Source organism: Pantoea sp. DY-5 (assembly GCF_019795955.1).
Taxonomy (GTDB): Bacteria; Pseudomonadota; Gammaproteobacteria; order Enterobacterales; family Enterobacteriaceae; genus Pantoea; species Pantoea leporis.
In genome coordinates, this window is sequence record NZ_JAIMIE010000004.1 from 418076 (window position 1) to 436404 (window position 18329).

The following is an 18329-nucleotide window of genomic DNA, read 5'->3' on the forward strand; positions in this document are numbered from 1 at the left end:
AATAGCGCAATGAAATGCCCTACATAAAAAACCGGAGATACCATGAATAAGAAGGTTTTCACGCTCACAGCACTGGTTGCCAGCATGATGTTTGGTGCAACTGCGCACGCCGCCGATACCCGCATTGGCGTGACCATCTACAAATACGACGACAACTTCATGTCGATGGTGCGTAAGGACATTGAGAAAGAAGCAAAATCATTGGGCGGCATTCAGCTGTTGATGAATGACTCCCAAAACGACCAGTCTAAACAGAACGACCAGATTGACGTGCTGATGGCGAAAGGCGTGAAAGCGCTGGCCATCAACCTGGTGGATCCGGCTGCTGCGGCAGTGGTGATTGATAAAGCGCGTGGCAACGATGTGCCGGTGGTGTTCTTCAACAAAGAACCTAACGCTAAAGTGCTGGCCAGCTACCCGAAAGCGTATTACGTCGGTACCGACTCTAAAGAGTCAGGCATCATCCAGGGTCAGCTGATTGAGAAGCACTGGAAAGCCACGCCAGCCTGGGATCTGAACAAAGACGGTACCATCCAGTTCGTACTGCTGAAAGGCGAGCCGGGCCATCCGGATGCCGAAGCGCGTACCAAATACGTGATCGATACCCTGAACAAAGACGGCCTGAAAACGCAGCAGCTGGCGATGGATACCGCGATGTGGGATACCGCACAGGCAAAAGACAAAGTTGACGCCTGGCTCTCTGGCCCGAACGCCAACAAGATTGAAGTGATCATCGCTAATAACGATGCGATGGCGATGGGTGCGGTTGAAGCGCTGAAAGCGCACAACAAAACCAGCATTCCGGTGTTTGGTGTCGATGCACTGCCAGAAGCGCTGGCGCTGGTGAAATCAGGCGCGCTGGCCGGTACCGTGTTGAACGATGCGGAAAACCAGGCGAAAGCGACGCTGGATATTGCTAACAATCTGGCCAATGGCAAAGAGCCAACTGCAGGCACTAACTTCAAGATGGACAACAAAATCGTACGTGTTCCTTACGTACCAGTAGATAAAGAAAATCTGTCGCAGTTTGTGAAGTAATTCATCCTGGGCGCGGCATTTCGCCGCGCCTTATTGCATCTGACCAACGCTTTATTTAGCCAGGTAAATTATGGCCAGTGAGAATCCGACCACACAGCGTGAATATCTGCTGGAGATGACGAATGTCTCGAAATCATTTCCAGGGGTTAAAGCCTTAGATAATGTGAATTTAAAAGTGCGGCCGCACTCTGTTCATGCATTAATGGGCGAAAACGGCGCCGGGAAATCTACATTATTAAAATGTCTGTTTGGGATTTATAAAAAGGATACGGGGAGCATCCTGTTTCAGGGTGAGGAAATTGATTATAAGAGCTCCAAAGAAGCGCTGGAAAATGGCGTTTCCATGGTGCATCAGGAATTAAACCTGGTTCTGCAACGCAACGTCATGGATAACATGTGGCTTGGCCGTTATCCACGTAAAGGCGTATTTGTCGATCAGGATAAAATGTATCGCGATACCAAAGCGATCTTTGATGAATTAGATATTGATATCGATCCGCGCGATAAAGTTGCCACCTTATCGGTGTCGCAGATGCAGATGATCGAAATCGCCAAAGCCTTCTCCTATGACGCCAAAATCGTCATTATGGATGAGCCGACATCGTCGCTGACCGAAAAAGAAGTGAATCACTTATTCACGATTATTCGTAAGCTGAAAGATCGTGGCTGCGGCATTGTCTATATCTCGCACAAGATGGAAGAGATATTCCAGCTGTGCGATGAGATCACCATTTTGCGTGATGGGCAGTGGATCGCCACTCAGCCGCTGGAAGGGCTGGACATGGACAAAATCATCTCGATGATGGTTGGCCGTTCATTGAACCAGCGCTTCCCGGATAAAACCAACGTGCCGGGGGAAACCATTCTTGAGGTGCGCCATTTAACCTCACTGCGTCAGCCGTCGATTCGTGATATCTCGTTCGATCTGCGTAAAGGTGAAATTCTTGGTATTGCCGGTTTGGTGGGCGCCAAGCGTACCGACATCGTCGAAACCCTGTTTGGCATTCGCGAGAAGTCGGGCGGTACCATTAAGCTGCACGGCAAGAGTATTAATAACCACAGCGCCAACGAAGCCATTAATCACGGCTTTGCGCTGGTGACGGAAGAGCGTCGCTCCACCGGTATTTATGCGTATCTGGATATTGGCTTTAACTCGCTTATCTCCAATATTAAAAAGTATAAATCCAGCATGGGCCTGCTCGATAATAAACGCATGAAAAGCGATACCCAATGGGTCATTGATTCGATGCGCGTGAAAACGCCGGGTCATCATACGCAAATTGGTTCGCTTTCCGGTGGTAACCAACAAAAAGTGATTATTGGTCGCTGGTTATTAACGCAGCCGGAAATATTGATGCTTGATGAACCGACGCGCGGGATTGATGTAGGCGCGAAATTCGAAATCTACCAACTTATTGCTGAGTTGGCGAAGAAAGAGAAGGGCATCATTATTATCTCTTCTGAAATGCCAGAACTGTTGGGTATTACCGATCGTATTTTAGTGATGAGTAATGGCCAGGTAGCAGGCATTGTTGATACCAAAACGACCTCGCAGAATGAAATCCTGCGTTTAGCGTCATTACACCTTTAATGAAGCAAGGGCTTTAACATGAAAGCGACTACTAAAAAGAATGCGCTAACCTGGTTAAAAGAGGGCGGCATCTACGTTGTCCTGTTTGTACTGCTGGCAATTATTATTTTCCAGGATCCAACCTTCTTAAGTTTAATGAACCTGAGTAACATTCTGACTCAATCTTCGGTGCGTATTATTATCGCACTGGGCGTGGCCGGTTTGATTGTCACCCAGGGTACCGACCTTTCAGCGGGTCGCCAGGTTGGCTTAGCGGCGGTGGTGGCAGCCACGCTGCTACAGGCAATGGATAACGCGAACAAGGTGTTCCCGCATCTGGATACCGTGCCAATTCCGGTGGTTATCCTGACCGTGTGCATCATCGGCGGTGTGATTGGTCTGGTGAACGGGGTGATCATTGCTTACCTCAAGGTAACGCCATTTATCACCACCTTGGGCACCATGATTATCGTTTACGGCATCAACTCACTCTATTACGACTTCGTGGGTGCATCGCCGATTGCCGGTTTCGATCCTGGCTTCTCCAAATTTGCTCAAGGCTTCCTGCGTTTCGGTGATTTTAAGCTGTCGTTCATCACCTTCTACGCTGTGATTGCCATCGTCTTTGTTTGGGTGCTGTGGAATAAAACCCGCTTCGGCCGAAACATCTTCGCTATCGGTGGTAACCCGGAAGCAGCGAAAGTGTCTGGCGTGAACGTACCGTTCAACCTGATTCTGGTGTATGCATTGTCTGGCGTGTTCTACGCGTTCGGCGGGATGCTGGAAGCGGGCCGTATCGGCAGCGCCACCAACAACCTCGGCTTTATGTATGAGCTGGATGCGATTGCGGCTTGTGTGGTCGGCGGCGTGTCGTTTGCTGGTGGCGTGGGTTCCGTGGCGGGCGTGGTGACCGGTGTCATCATCTTCACTGTGATCAACTACGGTTTGACCTACATCGGCGTTAACCCTTACTGGCAGTACATCATCAAGGGCGGCATCATCATCTTCGCCGTGGCGCTGGATTCACTGAAGTACGCACGAAAAAAATAAGACATCACCCAGCAAACAAAGGGCCGCGCAATGCGGCCCTTTTTGCATTGGCGGTCGCCATAAATGGCGTCCCTACAAAAAATGCACCGGCCACACTTACTTCTGCAGTTTCTCTTCCAACTCTAAAAGCTGCTCCGGCGTCACCGCCGGATAACTCTGCGCATCTTCCGGCACTTCATGCACCGCAGGAATCGGCACTAACGGGCCGAGGAAACGCGGCTCGCGCTTCATCAAATACAAATCCGCCAGCGCACCCAAACGTGCACCCACTTCGCGGAAACGTACCGACAACATGTTTTTCGGCGATGGCACCGCATAACACTGCGCCTGAATCCCCAGATGCTGCGCGATATACAGCGCGCGTTCGCAGTGGAAGCGCTGAGTAATGATGATGAAATCGTTGGTATCGAACACTTTGCGCGTGCGCACAATTGAATCCAGCGTGCGGAAGCCAGCGTAATCCAGCACGATGTCCGACGGCGCTACGCCCGCTTTGATCAAATCGCGGCGCATGGTCATCGGTTCGTTATAGCTTTGCTGCGCATTATCACCGCTCAGCAGCAGGTAATTGACCTTACCGCTGTTATAGGCGTTCAACGCACCCTGAATGCGATAGAGGTAATACTGATTGATAACGCCTGTGCGGTAATACTTGGCTGTGCCCAAGACCACGCCGACCTGACGATGCGGCAGCGAGGTGACATCTTCGTAAATAAAGGGCGCGGTTTTCCAGCTGATCCAGCGATCCAAGCCGAGCGCGGTCGCCACCATCAGTAAGATGATGAAAAACAGACCAAAGAAAACGCGTTTAATCATGCGCGCGGGCACTCGGTTGGCAGAATTCAGAATGGATAAAGGCTACTTGAGGCGGGCGGGGGAAGCAAGTAAACGCCAGTTGGCTGACGTTTTTTTAAACGTTGCCGGATCTAAATGATCCGGCAACGAATTTATCAGATCGAAGTACGACGATAGTTACGATACTGCGGCAGCCAGAAGTTGTTGCTGACAGCTTTCGACAACACATCTTCCGACGTCACCACCGCCACGCCCGCCAGCTGCGCGGCTTTACCCACTTCGATGGCAATCAGCTTGGAAACGCCCTGAATGTCTTTGATCTCCGGCAGAACCGGACCTTCACCATCGTTAACCAGCGGCGAGCAGTCGGCCAGCGCGCGGCTGGCGGTCATCAGCATCGAATCCGTCACGCGACTGGCGCCCGCCGCGATAACACCCAAACCAATACCAGGGAAGATATAGGAGTTGTTGCACTGGGCGATTGGATAGGTTTTACCTTTCCAGGTCACCGGCGAGAACGGGCTGCCGGTGGCAACCAGCGCGGCGCCATCGGTCCAGGCAATGATGTCGGCTGGCGTCGCTTCAACGCGTGAAGTCGGGTTCGACAGCGGCATAACAATCGGACGCTTGGTGTGCTTGTGCATCTCGCGGATGATCTCTTCGGTGAACAGGCCAGGTTGGCCAGACACGCCGATCAGAATATCCGGCTTGGCGTTGCGCACCACGTCGAGCAGCGAAATTGAGTCGCTGCTGGTGTCCCAATCTTTCAGGCTGTCGCTCTTCTGCACCAGTTTGCTCTGGAAATTGAGCAGATTCGGCAGCTTGTCAGTGAGCAGACCGAAGCGATCGACCATCATCACGCGGCCACGCGCTTCATCATCGCTTAATCCTTCCGACTTCATTTGCGCGATGATCTGTTCGGCGATACCGCAACCGGCAGAACCGGCACCGAGGAACACCACTTTCTGCTCGCACAAGCGGCTGCCGGCAGCGCGGCTGGCGGCGATCAAGGTGCCGACGGTCACTGCGGCAGTGCCCTGAATATCGTCGTTGAAGCAGCAGATCTCATCGCGATAGCGCTCCAGCAGCGGCATGGCGTTTTTCTGCGCGAAGTCTTCGAACTGCAACAGCACGTTCGGCCAGCGACGATTCACCGCCTGAATAAACTCATTGACGAACTCTTCGTACTCTTCGCCGGTAATACGCGGATGACGCCAGCCCATATAGAGCGGATCGTTCAGCAGCTGCTGGTTGTTGGTTCCGACATCCAGCACCACCGGCAAGGTGTAAGCCGGGCTGATGCCGCCACACGCGGTATACAGCGACAGTTTACCGATTGGGATGCCCATGCCGCCGATACCCAAATCGCCGAGGCCGAGAATACGTTCGCCATCGGTCACCACGATCACTTTGACATTCTGCTTGGTGGCGTTCTGCAGCATGTCTTCAATGCGGTCGCGATTGTTATAAGAGATGAATACGCCACGCGCGCGACGGTAGATTTCAGAGAAGTGTTCACAGGCGGCGCCGACCGTTGGGGTGTAGATAATCGGCATCATCTCTTCGAGATGATTGTCGAGCAGGCGGTAGAACAGGGTTTCGTTGGTGTCCTGGATGTTGCGCAGATAGACATGCTTGTCGTTGTTGTTTTTAAAATCCAGGAACTGGCGCCAGGCTCGTTCTGCCTGCTCTTCAATGGTTTCTACCGCTTCGGGTAGCAGGCCGTTGAGGTTAAATTCGTTACGTTCTTCGAGGGTGAAGGCGCTGCCTTTATTCAACAGCGGAAATTCCAGCAGGATCGGACCCGCATAAGGAATATACAGCGGGCGTTTACTTTCGTAGTCGAGTTCCATGCAGTGCTTGCTCCGGTTGCAGTGTTTTCTGACGTATCGCCGGGAAAAGGTAACGCCAGTCCATCTTGAAGTGAAGAGGTTCTGGCGCCCGATCCTATGAAAATTCCTGCAGATGTACAGCTTTTGTTAACAGAAGGTCACAAAAGCGGTAAAAGGATCACTAAACTGATGTTTTCGAAACTAAAGTAAGTGAGAAATCCTCACATCCTAACGCCTTAAGCGTCGCGCGGGTCGCGTCAAGCTGACTCAGCGTGCTGTCCTGGCATTCCGCCAAAACCGCTTGCTGAATTGTCTCCAGCGCTTCGTTGCTCATGTTCATCAAAATCAGTGCAGCCTGCAGCGGCGGCAAGCTGGGGTTGAAGGCGGCGTTTTCCGCATAGCGACCGGTAAAGACCTTGCCGCTCTGGCTGCGCAGCGCCACGCCGCTGTAGCTCTGACTGTAAGGCGCGTGACTGTGATTGGCGGCGGCAATGGCGGCCTGTTGCAAAGCATCGCCTGCAACCGCAAAACCATGATCGACCGGCGTCAGCAGACGTTCGGTGATGTTCAGATCGGCAGGGCCAAACGCATCCGGCAGATAGTCGCCCAGCGTACTAACCGCGCGTCCCGGCAGGCTGATGCGAATCGCCGTGCCGCTATTCAGCTCGTTCATAAACTGACGACAATGCCCGCACGGCGTGTAGTTGACGGTAATCGCCGCCAGCTTCTCTTCACCGCGCAACCAGGCGTGCGTAATGGCGCTCTGCTCGGCGTGCACCGTCTGCTGCAGCGGGGTATGCAGAAACTCCATGTTAGCACCGAAGTACCAGTGGCCGCTGACGCCGCGCGAAATCGCGCCGACGTTAAAATGAGACACGGTTGCCACGGCGCAGCTCGCCGCCAGCGGCAGCAGTTCCAGCGCCAGCGCATCATCATCCAGACCGGTAAGCTGTTTCAGTTGCGCGACATCCTGCGGACGCAATACGCCATGGAAATCCGGCGCATCCAGCAGCGGCTGAATCGCAGCTTGCAGCGCAGCGGGCAGGGCAGAAAAAGCAGTTAGGAATCGTGAATGCATGATGGGATGACCTCAGTTACGCGTTAGCGGCGATGCGCCGCCTGACGTTTTATATGTGATCCAAGTCGCTCTGACAATGCAAGCTGATTGGGTTGTTTCAACTTTGCGAGATCTCTCGCAAGTTTTAACCCCACCAATGCATTAATAGCGGAAAAAGCAGCGGCGCCAGTAACGAGGTGATGATGCCGCAAATCACCAGCGCAAGGGAGCTGAACGCGCCTTCCTGATAATCGATCTCGGCTGCGCGCGCGGTACCTAACGCGTGCGATGCGTTACCAATTGCTAACCCGCGCGAGGGTTTGTTTTTCACCTTAAACAGATTGAGCAGCATATGGCCAAACACCGCACCCAGCACGCCGGCGATAAGCACGCAGATGGCGCTGATGGCAGGAATACCGTGCAGCGATGCGGAGACCGCCATCGCAATTGGCGTGGTGACGGATTTCGGCATGATGGTGGCGGCGATTTCCGGCGTTGCGCCCATCCACAGCGCAATCGCGGTGCCCGATACCATTGCCGTGATGCTGCCGATGAAGCAGACGCTGATGATGGTTTTCCAGCGCGCGCGAATCTGATGCATCTGCTCATACAGCGGCAACGCCAGTGCCACAACCGCCGGTTGCAGCAACTGATTGAGCAGGCTGCTGCCGGCAAAATAGCGCGTGTAAGGGAGGTTAGTCAGCAGCAGAATCGGAATGACAATCGCCATCGCTACCAGCAATGGATTGACGATGGAGATATTAATTTTCACCGCCAGCTTACGCGCCAGGAAATAGGCGATCACGGTCAGCGGCAGCGACCACCATGCATCACTCATTCGGCTTCTCCTGCGGGCGCTGCAGGCGCTCTGCGCTGAGCCCGACAATCAGCAGCACCATAAAAGTACTGACAATGCATGACACCACAATCGGCCCAAACTGCGCGGTGAGGATATCGGTATAGCCCATTACACCAACGCTAATCGGCACAAACAGCAGTGCCATATAGCGAATCAGTAAATGGCATCCGGGTTTCACCCACTCAACCGGCATGATTTGCAGACCCAGCAGCAGGAATAGCAGCAGCATGCCGATGATACTGCCGGGAATGGTTATTGGGAGCAGGGCAGAAATCCCCATTCCAGCGTAAAGCGCCGCATAGATGATGACGAAGGCGCGCACATAGCGCCAACAAGCAGTGAGAACGGCAGGCATGTCAGGCTCCTGTTTTCGTAGCGCTTTATCATACGCATTAAGCGATTAGCGTGCTAGCGATCACAATACTGTCTGGCCTGGTCGCCATAAAATGGCGACCCTACGAAAAACGCGCCAATCCTTTGTAGGGTCGCCATTAATGGTGACCCCACAATGCGCAGGATCAACAGGTACAAAAAAGCCGCCCTAAGGCGGCTTGTTAGCTTACTTAACCGGCATGCCCGGCACTGCGCCGCTATCAACGGACAGCACAAACAGGTCTTTGCCGCCTGGACCCGCTGACAGCACCATACCTTCGGAAATACCGAAGCGCATTTTACGCGGCGCGAGGTTGGCGACGATGATGGTCATCTTGCCGACCAGCACCGACGGATCCGGATACGCAGCGCGAATGCCAGAGAAAATCTGACGCTTCTCGCCCCCCAAATCCAGCTCCAGACGCAGCAACTTGTCAGAACCCTCAACCAGCTCCGCTTTCTCGATCAGCGCCACGCGCATATCGACCTTGGCAAAATCATCAATGGTGATGGTGTCGCCAATCGGCGCATCAGCCAGCGGACCGGTGGCTGCAGGCTTATTCGCCGCCGCCGCATCTTCTTTCGAGGCCTCAATCAGCGCGTCAACTTTGGTCATTTCGATACGGCCATACAGCGCTTTGAACGGCGCCACTTCATGATCCAGCAACGGTTGGGCAATTGCATCCCAGCTCAGTTCGCTCTGCAGGAAGGCTTCGGCACGCTCGCTCAAAGATGGCAGCACTGGCTTCAGCCAGGTCATCAAGACGCGGAACAGGTTAATGCCCATGGAGCAAATTGCCTGCAGGTCGGCATCGCGGCCTTCTTGCTTCGCCACCACCCAAGGTGCCTGCTCATCGACATAGCGGTTTGCCAGATCGGCCAGCGCCATGATTTCACGGATCGCGCGGTTATATTCGCGGCTGGCCCAGGCTTCGCCAATCTTCTCTGAGGCCTCCACAAAGGTCTGATATAGCGCGGGATCGGCCAGTTCACTCGCCAGCTTGCCGCCAAAGCGTTTGGTCAGGAAGCCGGCATTACGTGACGCCAGGTTCACCACTTTGTTCACCACGTCTGCATTCACGCGCTGCACGAAATCTTCCAGATTCAGGTCGATGTCGTCGATGCGTGAAGAGAGCTTGGCTGCGTAGTAATAGCGCAGGCTATCGGCATCCAGATGCTGCAACCAGGTGCTGGCTTTAATAAAGGTGCCGCGCGATTTAGACATCTTCGCGCCGTTCACCGTCACATAACCGTGTACGAACAGATTGGTTGGCTTGCGGAAGTTACTGCCTTCCAGCATCGCCGGCCAAAACAGGCTGTGGAAATAGACGATGTCTTTACCAATGAAGTGATACAGCTCAGTAGTGGAATCTTTCTTCCAGAACTCGTCGAAATCGATATCGCCGCGTTTGTCGCACAGGTTTTTGAATGAACCCATGTAACCGATTGGCGCATCCAGCCAGACGTAGAAGTATTTACCCGGCGCGCCAGGGATTTCGAAGCCGAAGTAAGGTGCGTCGCGGGAGATATCCCACTGCTGCAAGCCAGACTCGAACCACTCTTGCATCTTGTTAGCCACCTGCTCTTGCAGTGCGCCTGAACGCGTCCACGCTTGCAGCATCGCGCTGAAAGAGGGCAGATCAAAGAAGAAGTGCTCGGAATCGCGCAGCACCGGCGTCGCGCCTGAGACCACAGATTTCGGGTCGATCAGCTCGGTTGGGCTGTAGGTTGCGCTGCACACTTCGCAGTTGTCGCCATACTGATCCGGTGACTTACATTTCGGGCAGGTGCCTTTGACGAAACGGTCCGGCAGGAACATGCCTTTCTCAGGATCGTACAGCTGCGAAATGGTGCGGTTCTTAATGAAGCCGTTCTCTTTCAGGCGACCATAAATCAGCTCGGACAGCTGACGGTTTTCGTCACCGTGCGTCGAGTGATAGTTGTCGTAGCTGATATTGAAGCCAGCAAAATCCGTTTCGTGCTCCTGCTTCATCTCCGCGATCATCTGCTCCGGCGCGATGCCCAGTTGCTGAGCTTTCAGCATAATCGGCGTGCCGTGAGCGTCGTCTGCACAGATGAAGTGAACCTGGTTGCCACGCATTCGCTGGTAACGGACCCAAATGTCAGCCTGAATGTGTTCAAGCATGTGACCGAGATGGATTGAACCGTTTGCGTACGGCAGTGCGCACGTTACCAGAATTTTTTTAGCGACTTGAGTCATGTTTGCGTAGCGTTCCGTTGAAGAAAAATCGGTGTTAGATGTTAACCGAAGCACCCTCTGGCGTAAACACAGCTGGACATCCGCGTCACTTTTAGCGCCTATCTGATATTATTGAACAGACACCGCCGCAATCTGGCGTGACGAATAAACAAGGAGAGGGGATGACTTCACAATCCCAGCAACATCATTCACCTGAAGCGCTACGAGCATTGGTTATCGGCGTGCTAAGTGACTTTGAACATCCGACGCTGCAACACAACCTGACCACGCTGAAAGCCCTGCGCCATGTCGCACTGCTGGATGACAAGCTGCATATCGAACTGGTGATGCCGTTCGCGTGGGCCAGCGCTTTTGAAGAGCTGAAAGCGCAAACCAGCGCCGAACTGCTGCGCCTGACGGACGCCAGCGCCATTGACTGGCGACTGCGCCACGACATCGCCACGCTGAAGCGGGTGAAAAACCATCCGGGCGCAACCGGTGTGAAGAACATCATCGCCGTCAGTTCTGGCAAAGGTGGCGTGGGCAAATCCAGCACCGCTGTGAACATGGCGCTGGCGCTGATCGCTGAAGGGGCGCGCGTGGGGATTCTCGATGCGGATATTTACGGTCCGTCGATCCCTAACATGCTCGGCACCGAAAATCAGCGTCCCACCTCGCCGGATGGCACGCACATGGCACCGATTATGGCGCACGGCCTGGCAACCAATTCGATTGGTTATCTGGTCACCGACGACAACGCCATGGTGTGGCGCGGTCCAATGGCCAGCAAAGCCCTGATGCAGCTGCTCAACGAAACTCTGTGGCCGGATCTCGATTACCTGATCCTCGATATGCCGCCCGGCACCGGCGATATTCAGCTGACGCTGGCGCAGAACGTGCCGGTGACCGGCGCATTAGTCGTCACCACGCCGCAGGACATCGCCTTGATTGACGCGCGTAAAGGGATTGTGATGTTCGAGAAAGTAAGCGTGCCGGTGCTGGGCGTGATCGAGAATATGAGTATGCACATCTGTAGCCAATGCGGACATCACGAGCCGATTTTCGGCACCGGTGGTGCGCAGAAGCTGGTGGAAGATTACAGCACCCGCTTACTGGCCCAGTTGCCACTGCACATTACGCTGCGGGAAGATCTGGATGATGGCGAACCGACCGTGGTGCGCCGTCCAGAGAGTGATTTCACCGCGCTCTACCGCCAACTGGCGGGTCGCGTTGCGGCGCAGCTCTATTGGCAGGGAGAAATTATCCCTGGCGATATCGCGTTCCGCGCGGTTTAACGCCGTCCATTTCCGCTGGTGCGTGTTGCCAGCGGATAATGCATCAGCACATATTTTCCCTGCTCGCTTTCGCCAACGGCTTCGCGCCGCCAGCCGTGTTTGAGATAAAAATCCATCGCCGCCTGATTCTGTTGCAGGCATTTCAAGGCGCCCGTCGAGCTGAATCGCGACTGCACTTTTTCCAACAGCGCGCTGCCCACGCCTTGTCCCTGCGCATTGGGATCGACGTACAGGCTATGCAGGAAGTTGTCATTATCCAGCACCGCCGCAAACCCCACGCGATGCCCATTCAGTTCAGCGACCAGCACGGTTTCGCCCAAAATCACCGCATCGAAATCTTCTAACTGCCAATCATCGCCATCCAGCCACGTCCAGTTATGGCGTCGCGCGGCAAGATAGAGCGTGCGCAGAAAAGGCCGATCGGCTTCGTCAAAAAAACGTATATGCACCCATTTGCTCCGTCAGTTAGGTATTTGAATAAAAGTAGCAGTTTCACCGCAAAAAGATAAAGCCTGACAGAACCGCGCCCTTTTTGTGTAGAATGCCTCCGCGAGCCGCATGAAATCTGGTGTCGGCGCTTTGATAGCTTTTGGTTATCTGATTGATAACGTCTGCATATTAGAAGTTGGCCCGAAAATTCTGTAGCCTGCATCACATCTTTTAACGGAGGTCACCATGTCCATCATTAATACCAAGATCAAACCATTTAAAAACGCAGCGTTCAAAAACGGCGAATTCATCGAAGTCACCGAGAAAGACGTTGAAGGTAAATGGAGTGTTTTCTTCTTCTACCCGGCTGACTTCACCTTCGTATGCCCAACCGAACTGGGTGACGTTGCAGACCATCACGAAGAGTTCCAGAAACTGGGTGTAGATATCTACTCTGTTTCTACTGACACGCACTTTACCCACAAAGCCTGGCACGGTTCTTCTGACACCATCGCGAAAATCAAATACGCGATGATCGGTGACCCAACTGGCGCGCTGACCCGTAACTTCGAAATCATGCGCGAAGACGAAGGTCTGGCAGACCGCGGTACCTTCATCGTTGACCCGCAAGGCATCATCCAGGCGATCGAAATTACTGCAGAAGGCATTGGCCGTGACGCATCTGACCTGATCCGCAAAGTGAAAGCCGCTCAGTACGTTGCTTCTCACCCAGGTGAAGTTTGCCCGGCAAAATGGAAAGAAGGCGAAGCAACTCTGGCTCCATCACTGGACCTGGTTGGCAAAATCTAAGTTAGCTGCCATTCGATCTTTCTCTATCGGGTGCCACGGCACCCGATTTTCATGACAGGAACTCACTATGCTCGACACCAATTTAAAATCCCAACTCAAGGCTTACCTTGAGAAACTAACGAAACCGGTTGAGTTGATTGCCACATTGGATGATGGCGCCAAATCTGCGGAGATTCGCTCTCTGTTGGCCGATATCGCGGGCTTGTCAGACAAAGTCAGCTTCCGCGAAGAGAACGATCGTCCGGTGCGTAAACCCTCTTTCCTGATCACTAACCTAGGCAGCCAGAGCGGTCCGCGCTTTGCCGGTTCGCCAATGGGTCACGAATTTACTTCACTGGTTTTAGCCCTGCTGCAAACCGGTGGACACCCTTCGAAAGAATCGCAGAGCCTGCTGGATCAGGTTGTGGCTTTGGAAGGCGACTTCCACTTCGAAACTTATTATTCCCTGTCGTGCCACAACTGTCCTGACGTGGTACAGGCGCTGAATCTGATGGCGGTACTGAACCCGCGTATCAGCCATACCGCGATTGACGGCGGTATGTTCCAGAACGAAATCACCGAGCGCAACGTGATGGGCGTGCCGGCGGTATTCCTCAACGGCAAAGAGTTCGGTCAGGGCCGTCTGAGCCTGGCGGAAATCGTCGGTAAAGTGGACACCAACGCCGACAAGCGCGCGGCGGAAGAGCTGAACAAACGTGATGCCTACGAAGTATTGATCGTCGGCAGCGGCCCGGCGGGCGCAGCAGCGGCCATCTACTCTGCACGTAAAGGCATCCGTACTGGCCTGATGGGCGAGCGTTTCGGTGGTCAGGTGCTGGACACCGTAGACATTGAAAACTACATCTCCGTACAGAAAACCGAAGGCGCGAAGCTGGCCGGTTCTTTGCGTGCCCACGTTGATGATTACGATGTTGATGTGATTGATACCCAGAGCGCCATCAAGCTGATTCCGGCGGCGAAAGAGGGCGGTCTGCACGCAATTGAAACCGCATCTGGCGCAGTACTAAAATCCCGCAGCATCATCATTGCTACCGGCGCACGCTGGCGCAACATGGGCGTACCGGGCGAAGAGCAGTATCGCACCAAGGGCGTAACTTATTGCCCGCACTGCGACGGCCCGCTGTTTAAAGGCAAACGCACCGCGGTGATCGGCGGCGGTAACTCAGGCGTGGAAGCGGCAATCGATTTGGCCGGTATTGTTGAGCACGTGACGCTGCTGGAATTTGCCAGCGAAATGCGCGCCGACAAAGTGCTGCAGGACAAACTGCGCAGCCTGAAAAACGTCGATGTGATTCTGAACGCACAGACCACCGAAGTGAAAGGCGACGGCAGCAAAGTCACCAGCCTGACCTACATCGACCGTAACAACCAGAGCAGCCACGAAATCGCGCTGAGCGGCATCTTCGTGCAGATTGGTTTGCTGCCGAACACCACCTTCCTGGAAGGTGCGGTTGAGCGCAACAAGATGGGCGAAATCATCATTGATGCCAAGTGCGAAACCAGCCTGAAAGGCGTGTTTGCCGCAGGCGACTGCACCACGGTGCCGTACAAGCAGATCATCATCGCCAGCGGTGAAGGCGCGAAAGCCTCACTCAGCGCCTTTGATTATCTGATTCGCACCAAACCGGCTGAATAAGTTTTGCGATAGCCACGCAATAGCCCTGCAACGCATGTTGCGGGGCTTTTTTTTATATAGGAACAATGATTAGCCTAACCAGCGTATGGCTTGCGCATCGCTAATATCGCGGTAATAGATTTTATGCAGCCGTTCGCCACAGCCTTTACATTGTGCTTCAACATGAGTTGAGAAGTAGGCTCGCCCGGTGGGAGAAATAGCGCCTTTGCGGGAAATACGGATGTTATGCCATTTGTGTGCATGCGGAATAAAGCTGAAGAATTTTAATTTCATTATCGCTACCGGAATGGAGTGGGCGGTGTTTATCTTCAAATCCGGAGCGCAATTAGGCCCGTTTTCTGGCCTAATAAATTTGATAAGTATCAAGGTGATTAAAACTTTGCTTATTTCACCGCGCTTCTGTTGCTTCCGGTGCGAATAAAAATAGATTCGCACCGGATTATTTGATCGCGGAAGGATTACAGCATTAGCGCCATAAACACGATTTCATCACTAAACCGTGCAACCTCCTGTTTCATACTGCTCACCACCTTAAAACCTTTCTTGCGATAGATCATAGCTGCCGGGTTCGATTGCCAGACGCATAAGGTGATGCGGCGCATTTTTTGCTGTTGGGCTTGATCCATAAGCTTTGACAAAATTTGATTGAAATAGCCTTTTCCCTGTTCCTCGGGCTGCAGCGCCACGCTGCAAATGAAGAAATCGTCCGGCTGGCGATGCTGATTCACGAAACTATCGTAAGCCACATCCAGTGGAAAAACCTCCTGACGATAGCCATATTGCACCTTGATGTGATCGTAATCCTGAATCGGCGCAGCGTTAATGAAACCCACCATTTTTCCCTGCAGATTATAAATCACGGCAATCTGTTGCAGGAAAGGCTGGATATTTTGCCGCAGCTGTAGGGTGGTTATATCAGTGGCATAAATATTATCGACCGAGCAGTATTCCAGATAGCTGGTGGTGAAAATTAATTTCGCCATCGCGAGCTGTTCTTGCTTGTCTGTAATACTTCCCGGTTTGAAGATCAGTGGCGACGCTTTCTGACCATCAATCGGCTGCCAGAAATCACCTGCTTTAATATTCTTTGCGGTAAGCGCAATTAAAAAATCGCTGAATAACGCATTCACTTTATCCAGTTGCGGATCCTGAGAGAGCACGCCGTAATAGTGATAATAGGGAATTTCAGCACGCAGCTGCGGCGCATAAGCAATTTGCAGGATATCGCATTCAGAAAGCAAAGGTACCAGTTCACCTAACTGCAGAGGATCGCTTAATTGCCAGTCGCGTTGTGCTAGCTGAGTAATCGTATGCTGATAATGCTGCTGCTCTTCACCACTCAGCGGGCGACGTTCACCGCTGAGAATATCCTCCGTCAGGCGCATGCCTTTAATCCCGCTCACGCGATGCTGCTGAACATCAAAACCCCATACGGCAAACCGGCTGAAATCCTGATGGCTGAGCTGCGTGACCTGCAATTGCTCGCACCATAACTGGTAAAAAGGTTCGAAGATGGCGCGTTCGCTTTCCGGCGTTTTTGCTGGAATTGGCTGAGGCCAGCCGCGATACACCGTACTGAGCCGCCGTTGTAAATTCTGCAACACCGGATTGTTTTGATGACTGATGATCATGCCGGTTTCATCGGTGAAGAGATTCAGCCAATTTATTTGCTGCTGTTCTGCCGTAAAATCAGGCAGTTCAGGATGACAGAGAAACAGCGTCGCAGGCTGAGCGGGAAGTGTATCGGCATCCAGATAAACGCCGCCGCACCGATTGAGAATCGCCAGGCGGAAGAAGTCAGAGAGCGTGGCGTAATAGCGCTTATCATGCAGTTGCTGCAGCACATCGATCAGGGCGCCATCAAATGACTGCATCAGTGCGCTCAGGCTGTTGACCTGCACCAGCGCATCAGGCAGAAACAGCGTGCCAGCATGAAAGGGGCTGTTTCCCTGCTGAGCGACGAAGCGATCCTCTGCCGCCAGCTGCTGTGCATTCCACACCCATAGCGTTTGCCGGAAATCACTGCGACTGGCTTCTATCGCGCGTTGCCATTGGGCAATGGTGCGGTTGACGTTGAGTGGTGATGGTCCGCCGAGCCAGACGCGATGGAGCGTGCATTCATTAGCTGTCAGTCGGCTGGTGGGCACCGCGAACATCGAAGAGAGTTCCGCAACGCACACCTCGTGCGGCTGATGTTCCACTTGCCACTGTTTAAACTGCCGTAATGCTTGTTGCCAGTCTGCTGTCGCGGGATAGGTAAAGCGCTTTTTAAGCGCGGCGAGTTGGCGTTCGTAGTGAGGTAAAAACGTTTCGCGCGTCATCATCAAATTTCGCTCCCGGCTGGTTGAGCAACATAGCCTTGCGGATTCTGCGTATGCCAGCGCCATGCGTCGCGCAGCATATCTTCGAGGCCGCGAGTTGCTTGCCAGCCCAGTTCTTTTTTCGCCTGACCGGGATCGGATAAGCAGATGGCGACATCGCCGGGACGACGCGGGCGCATATCGAGCGGCACGCATTGACCGCTCACTTGTTCAAACATCTGCACGATTTCCAGCACCGAGTAGCCTTGTCCGGTACCCAGGTTGTAATGGCGATAGCCCGGTTTGAGATGATTTAGCGCCTGAATATGACCTTCGGCTAAATCCATCACGTGGATGTAGTCGCGCACGCCGGTGCCGTCGGGCGTTGCATAGTCATCACCAAATACCGGCAGATGGCTTCTTAGTCCATTGGCAACCTGAAACAGATAGGGCAGCAAATTGTTGGGAATCCCTTCAGGATGCTCACCAAGCTGGCCGGAGGGATGTGCGCCGGCAGGATTGAAATAGCGCAGTGCGGTAATGGCTAACTCAGGTTGTGCATCAACCACTTCACCCATGATCTTCTCCACCATATATTTGGAGGCGCCATAAGGGTTGGTGGTATTGCCGGTATCACAGTTCTCACACAGCGGAATCTTTACCGGAATGCCATAAACCGTGGCGGATGAGCTGAAAATGAGTTTTTTCACCTGATGCTGCTTCATGGTTTCCAGCAGCATTAGCGTTCCGGCAATATTGTTTTGATAATACTTCACCGGTTTCTGCAGCGATTCATTTACCGATTTCAGCCCAGCCATATGAATAACCGCATCAATCGGCTGATGGCTAAATACCAGATTTAGATCGGCGCGGCGGCGAATATCGCCCTGATGAAACGTCATTTTCTTTCCGCTTAACGCTTCGACACGCGTTAAGGCCAGCGGTGAGCTATTACACAAATTATCCAGCACGATCACACGATGGTTTTTCTGCAGCAGGCTAAGGGCAATGTGTGAGCCAATATAGCCCGCACCGCCAGTAATTAAGACATTCATTTACGTACACTCCATGTGTTTTGTTGCGCGC

At 53.3% G+C, this 18329-nt stretch carries 16 protein-coding genes; 6 read left to right on the top strand and 10 right to left on the bottom strand.

The window, feature by feature from the left end; genetic code table 11:
• The first annotated feature begins 42 nt into the window (after positions 1–42).
• The 3 genes from mglB to mglC all read left to right on the top strand — a co-directional run bounded on the left by mglB (position 43) and on the right by mglC (position 3658).
• A complete protein-coding gene (mglB, locus tag K5Y30_RS15590) occupies positions 43–1038 on the top strand; it encodes a galactose/glucose ABC transporter substrate-binding protein MglB (protein WP_101763715.1) in 996 nt (331 codons plus the stop codon).
• Positions 1039–1108: 70 nt separating this feature from the next.
• On the top strand, positions 1109–2629 hold the full coding sequence (gene mglA / locus K5Y30_RS15595; protein ID WP_110866613.1) for a galactose/methyl galactoside ABC transporter ATP-binding protein MglA: 1521 nt from the start codon (positions 1109–1111) through the stop codon (positions 2627–2629).
• An 18-nt stretch (positions 2630–2647) separates the two neighbouring features.
• Positions 2648–3658, top strand: a complete 1011-nt coding sequence (gene mglC / locus K5Y30_RS15600) for a galactose/methyl galactoside ABC transporter permease MglC (protein ID WP_007889502.1) — start codon at positions 2648–2650, stop codon at positions 3656–3658.
• Between the two features lie 96 nt (positions 3659–3754).
• Here the strand turns inward: mglC and sanA are convergent, their stop codons facing one another.
• The 6 genes from sanA to metG all read right to left on the bottom strand — a co-directional run bounded on the left by sanA (position 3755) and on the right by metG (position 10794).
• Positions 3755–4474 (bottom strand): outer membrane permeability protein SanA, encoded by a 720-nt coding sequence (gene sanA / locus K5Y30_RS15605; RefSeq protein ID WP_008104952.1) that lies wholly within the window; start codon positions 4472–4474, stop codon positions 3755–3757.
• A 134-nt stretch (positions 4475–4608) separates the two neighbouring features.
• Positions 4609–6306, bottom strand: a complete 1698-nt coding sequence (locus K5Y30_RS15610; protein ID WP_101763321.1) for an NAD-dependent malic enzyme — start codon at positions 6304–6306, stop codon at positions 4609–4611.
• Between the two features lie 160 nt (positions 6307–6466).
• Positions 6467–7363: a cytidine deaminase gene (gene cdd / locus K5Y30_RS15615; RefSeq protein WP_222212022.1), complete on the bottom strand. Its 897-nt coding sequence runs from the start codon at positions 7361–7363 to the stop codon at positions 6467–6469.
• A 124-nt stretch (positions 7364–7487) separates the two neighbouring features.
• Positions 7488–8180 (bottom strand): CidB/LrgB family autolysis modulator, encoded by a 693-nt coding sequence (locus K5Y30_RS15620; protein WP_222212025.1) that lies wholly within the window; start codon positions 8178–8180, stop codon positions 7488–7490.
• On the bottom strand, positions 8173–8556 hold the full coding sequence (locus tag K5Y30_RS15625) for a CidA/LrgA family protein (RefSeq protein ID WP_110866616.1): 384 nt from the start codon (positions 8554–8556) through the stop codon (positions 8173–8175). The genes K5Y30_RS15620 and K5Y30_RS15625 overlap by 8 nt, the downstream gene beginning before the upstream one ends.
• Before the next feature lie 204 nt (positions 8557–8760).
• The gene (metG, locus tag K5Y30_RS15630; protein WP_222212035.1) at positions 8761–10794 is read right to left on the bottom strand and encodes a methionine--tRNA ligase; all 2034 of its coding nucleotides are present in this window, start codon (positions 10792–10794) and stop codon (positions 8761–8763) included.
• A 161-nt stretch (positions 10795–10955) separates the two neighbouring features.
• Here metG and apbC point away from each other — a divergent pair, with 161 nt between their 5' ends.
• A complete protein-coding gene (apbC, locus tag K5Y30_RS15635) occupies positions 10956–12068 on the top strand; it encodes an iron-sulfur cluster carrier protein ApbC (protein WP_222212037.1) in 1113 nt (370 codons plus the stop codon).
• On the opposite strand, the gene K5Y30_RS15640 is transcribed toward apbC, so the two are convergent.
• Positions 12065–12517 carry a GNAT family N-acetyltransferase gene (locus tag K5Y30_RS15640; RefSeq protein ID WP_222212039.1) on the bottom strand — a complete coding sequence of 151 codons (453 nt, stop codon included), beginning with the start codon at positions 12515–12517 and terminating at the stop codon, positions 12065–12067. The two genes, apbC and K5Y30_RS15640, sit on opposite strands and share 4 nt — an antisense overlap.
• A 226-nt stretch (positions 12518–12743) precedes the next feature.
• On the opposite strand from K5Y30_RS15640, the gene ahpC reads away from it, so the two are divergent.
• Entirely contained in the window at positions 12744–13307 is a 564-nt protein-coding gene (gene ahpC / locus K5Y30_RS15645; protein ID WP_101763328.1) for an alkyl hydroperoxide reductase subunit C, read from the top strand.
• A 67-nt stretch (positions 13308–13374) separates the two neighbouring features.
• Complete coding sequence (gene ahpF, locus K5Y30_RS15650) at positions 13375–14943, top strand: alkyl hydroperoxide reductase subunit F (protein ID WP_222212041.1); 1569 nt, start codon at positions 13375–13377, stop codon at positions 14941–14943.
• Between the two features lie 69 nt (positions 14944–15012).
• On the opposite strand, the gene K5Y30_RS15655 is transcribed toward ahpF, so the two are convergent.
• From K5Y30_RS15655 to galE, 3 genes are all read right to left on the bottom strand, one after another.
• Entirely contained in the window at positions 15013–15216 is a 204-nt protein-coding gene (locus K5Y30_RS15655; protein ID WP_101763330.1) for a hypothetical protein, read from the bottom strand.
• Positions 15217–15401: 185 nt separating this feature from the next.
• Positions 15402–17267, bottom strand: a complete 1866-nt coding sequence (locus K5Y30_RS15660; RefSeq protein ID WP_222212043.1) for a GNAT family N-acetyltransferase — start codon at positions 17265–17267, stop codon at positions 15402–15404.
• Positions 17267–18298, bottom strand: a complete 1032-nt coding sequence (galE, locus tag K5Y30_RS15665) for a UDP-glucose 4-epimerase GalE (RefSeq protein WP_222212045.1) — start codon at positions 18296–18298, stop codon at positions 17267–17269. Before galE ends, K5Y30_RS15660 begins: the two co-directional genes overlap by 1 nt.
• Positions 18299–18329 lie beyond the last annotated feature (31 nt).

What these genes read in the sequence shown, in the direction of transcription:
- mglB (WP_101763715.1), top strand. Translation starts at nt 43, where the DNA reads ATGAATAAGAAGGTTTTCACGCTCACAGCACTGGTTGCCAGCATGATG.
- mglA (WP_110866613.1), top strand. Translation starts at nt 1,109, where the DNA reads ATGGCCAGTGAGAATCCGACCACACAGCGTGAATATCTGCTGGAGATG.
- mglC (WP_007889502.1), top strand. Translation starts at nt 2,648, where the DNA reads ATGAAAGCGACTACTAAAAAGAATGCGCTAACCTGGTTAAAAGAGGGC.
- sanA (WP_008104952.1), bottom strand. Translation starts at nt 4,474, where the DNA reads ATGATTAAACGCGTTTTCTTTGGTCTGTTTTTCATCATCTTACTGATG.
- K5Y30_RS15610 (WP_101763321.1), bottom strand. Translation starts at nt 6,306, where the DNA reads ATGGAACTCGACTACGAAAGTAAACGCCCGCTGTATATTCCTTATGCG.
- cdd (WP_222212022.1), bottom strand. Translation starts at nt 7,363, where the DNA reads ATGCATTCACGATTCCTAACTGCTTTTTCTGCCCTGCCCGCTGCGCTG.
- K5Y30_RS15620 (WP_222212025.1), bottom strand. Translation starts at nt 8,180, where the DNA reads ATGAGTGATGCATGGTGGTCGCTGCCGCTGACCGTGATCGCCTATTTC.
- K5Y30_RS15625 (WP_110866616.1), bottom strand. Translation starts at nt 8,556, where the DNA reads ATGCCTGCCGTTCTCACTGCTTGTTGGCGCTATGTGCGCGCCTTCGTC.
- metG (WP_222212035.1), bottom strand. Translation starts at nt 10,794, where the DNA reads ATGACTCAAGTCGCTAAAAAAATTCTGGTAACGTGCGCACTGCCGTAC.
- apbC (WP_222212037.1), top strand. Translation starts at nt 10,956, where the DNA reads ATGACTTCACAATCCCAGCAACATCATTCACCTGAAGCGCTACGAGCA.
- ahpC (WP_101763328.1), top strand. Translation starts at nt 12,744, where the DNA reads ATGTCCATCATTAATACCAAGATCAAACCATTTAAAAACGCAGCGTTC.
- ahpF (WP_222212041.1), top strand. Translation starts at nt 13,375, where the DNA reads ATGCTCGACACCAATTTAAAATCCCAACTCAAGGCTTACCTTGAGAAA.
- K5Y30_RS15655 (WP_101763330.1), bottom strand. Translation starts at nt 15,216, where the DNA reads ATGAAATTAAAATTCTTCAGCTTTATTCCGCATGCACACAAATGGCAT.
- K5Y30_RS15660 (WP_222212043.1), bottom strand. Translation starts at nt 17,267, where the DNA reads ATGATGACGCGCGAAACGTTTTTACCTCACTACGAACGCCAACTCGCC.
- galE (WP_222212045.1), bottom strand. Translation starts at nt 18,298, where the DNA reads ATGAATGTCTTAATTACTGGCGGTGCGGGCTATATTGGCTCACACATT.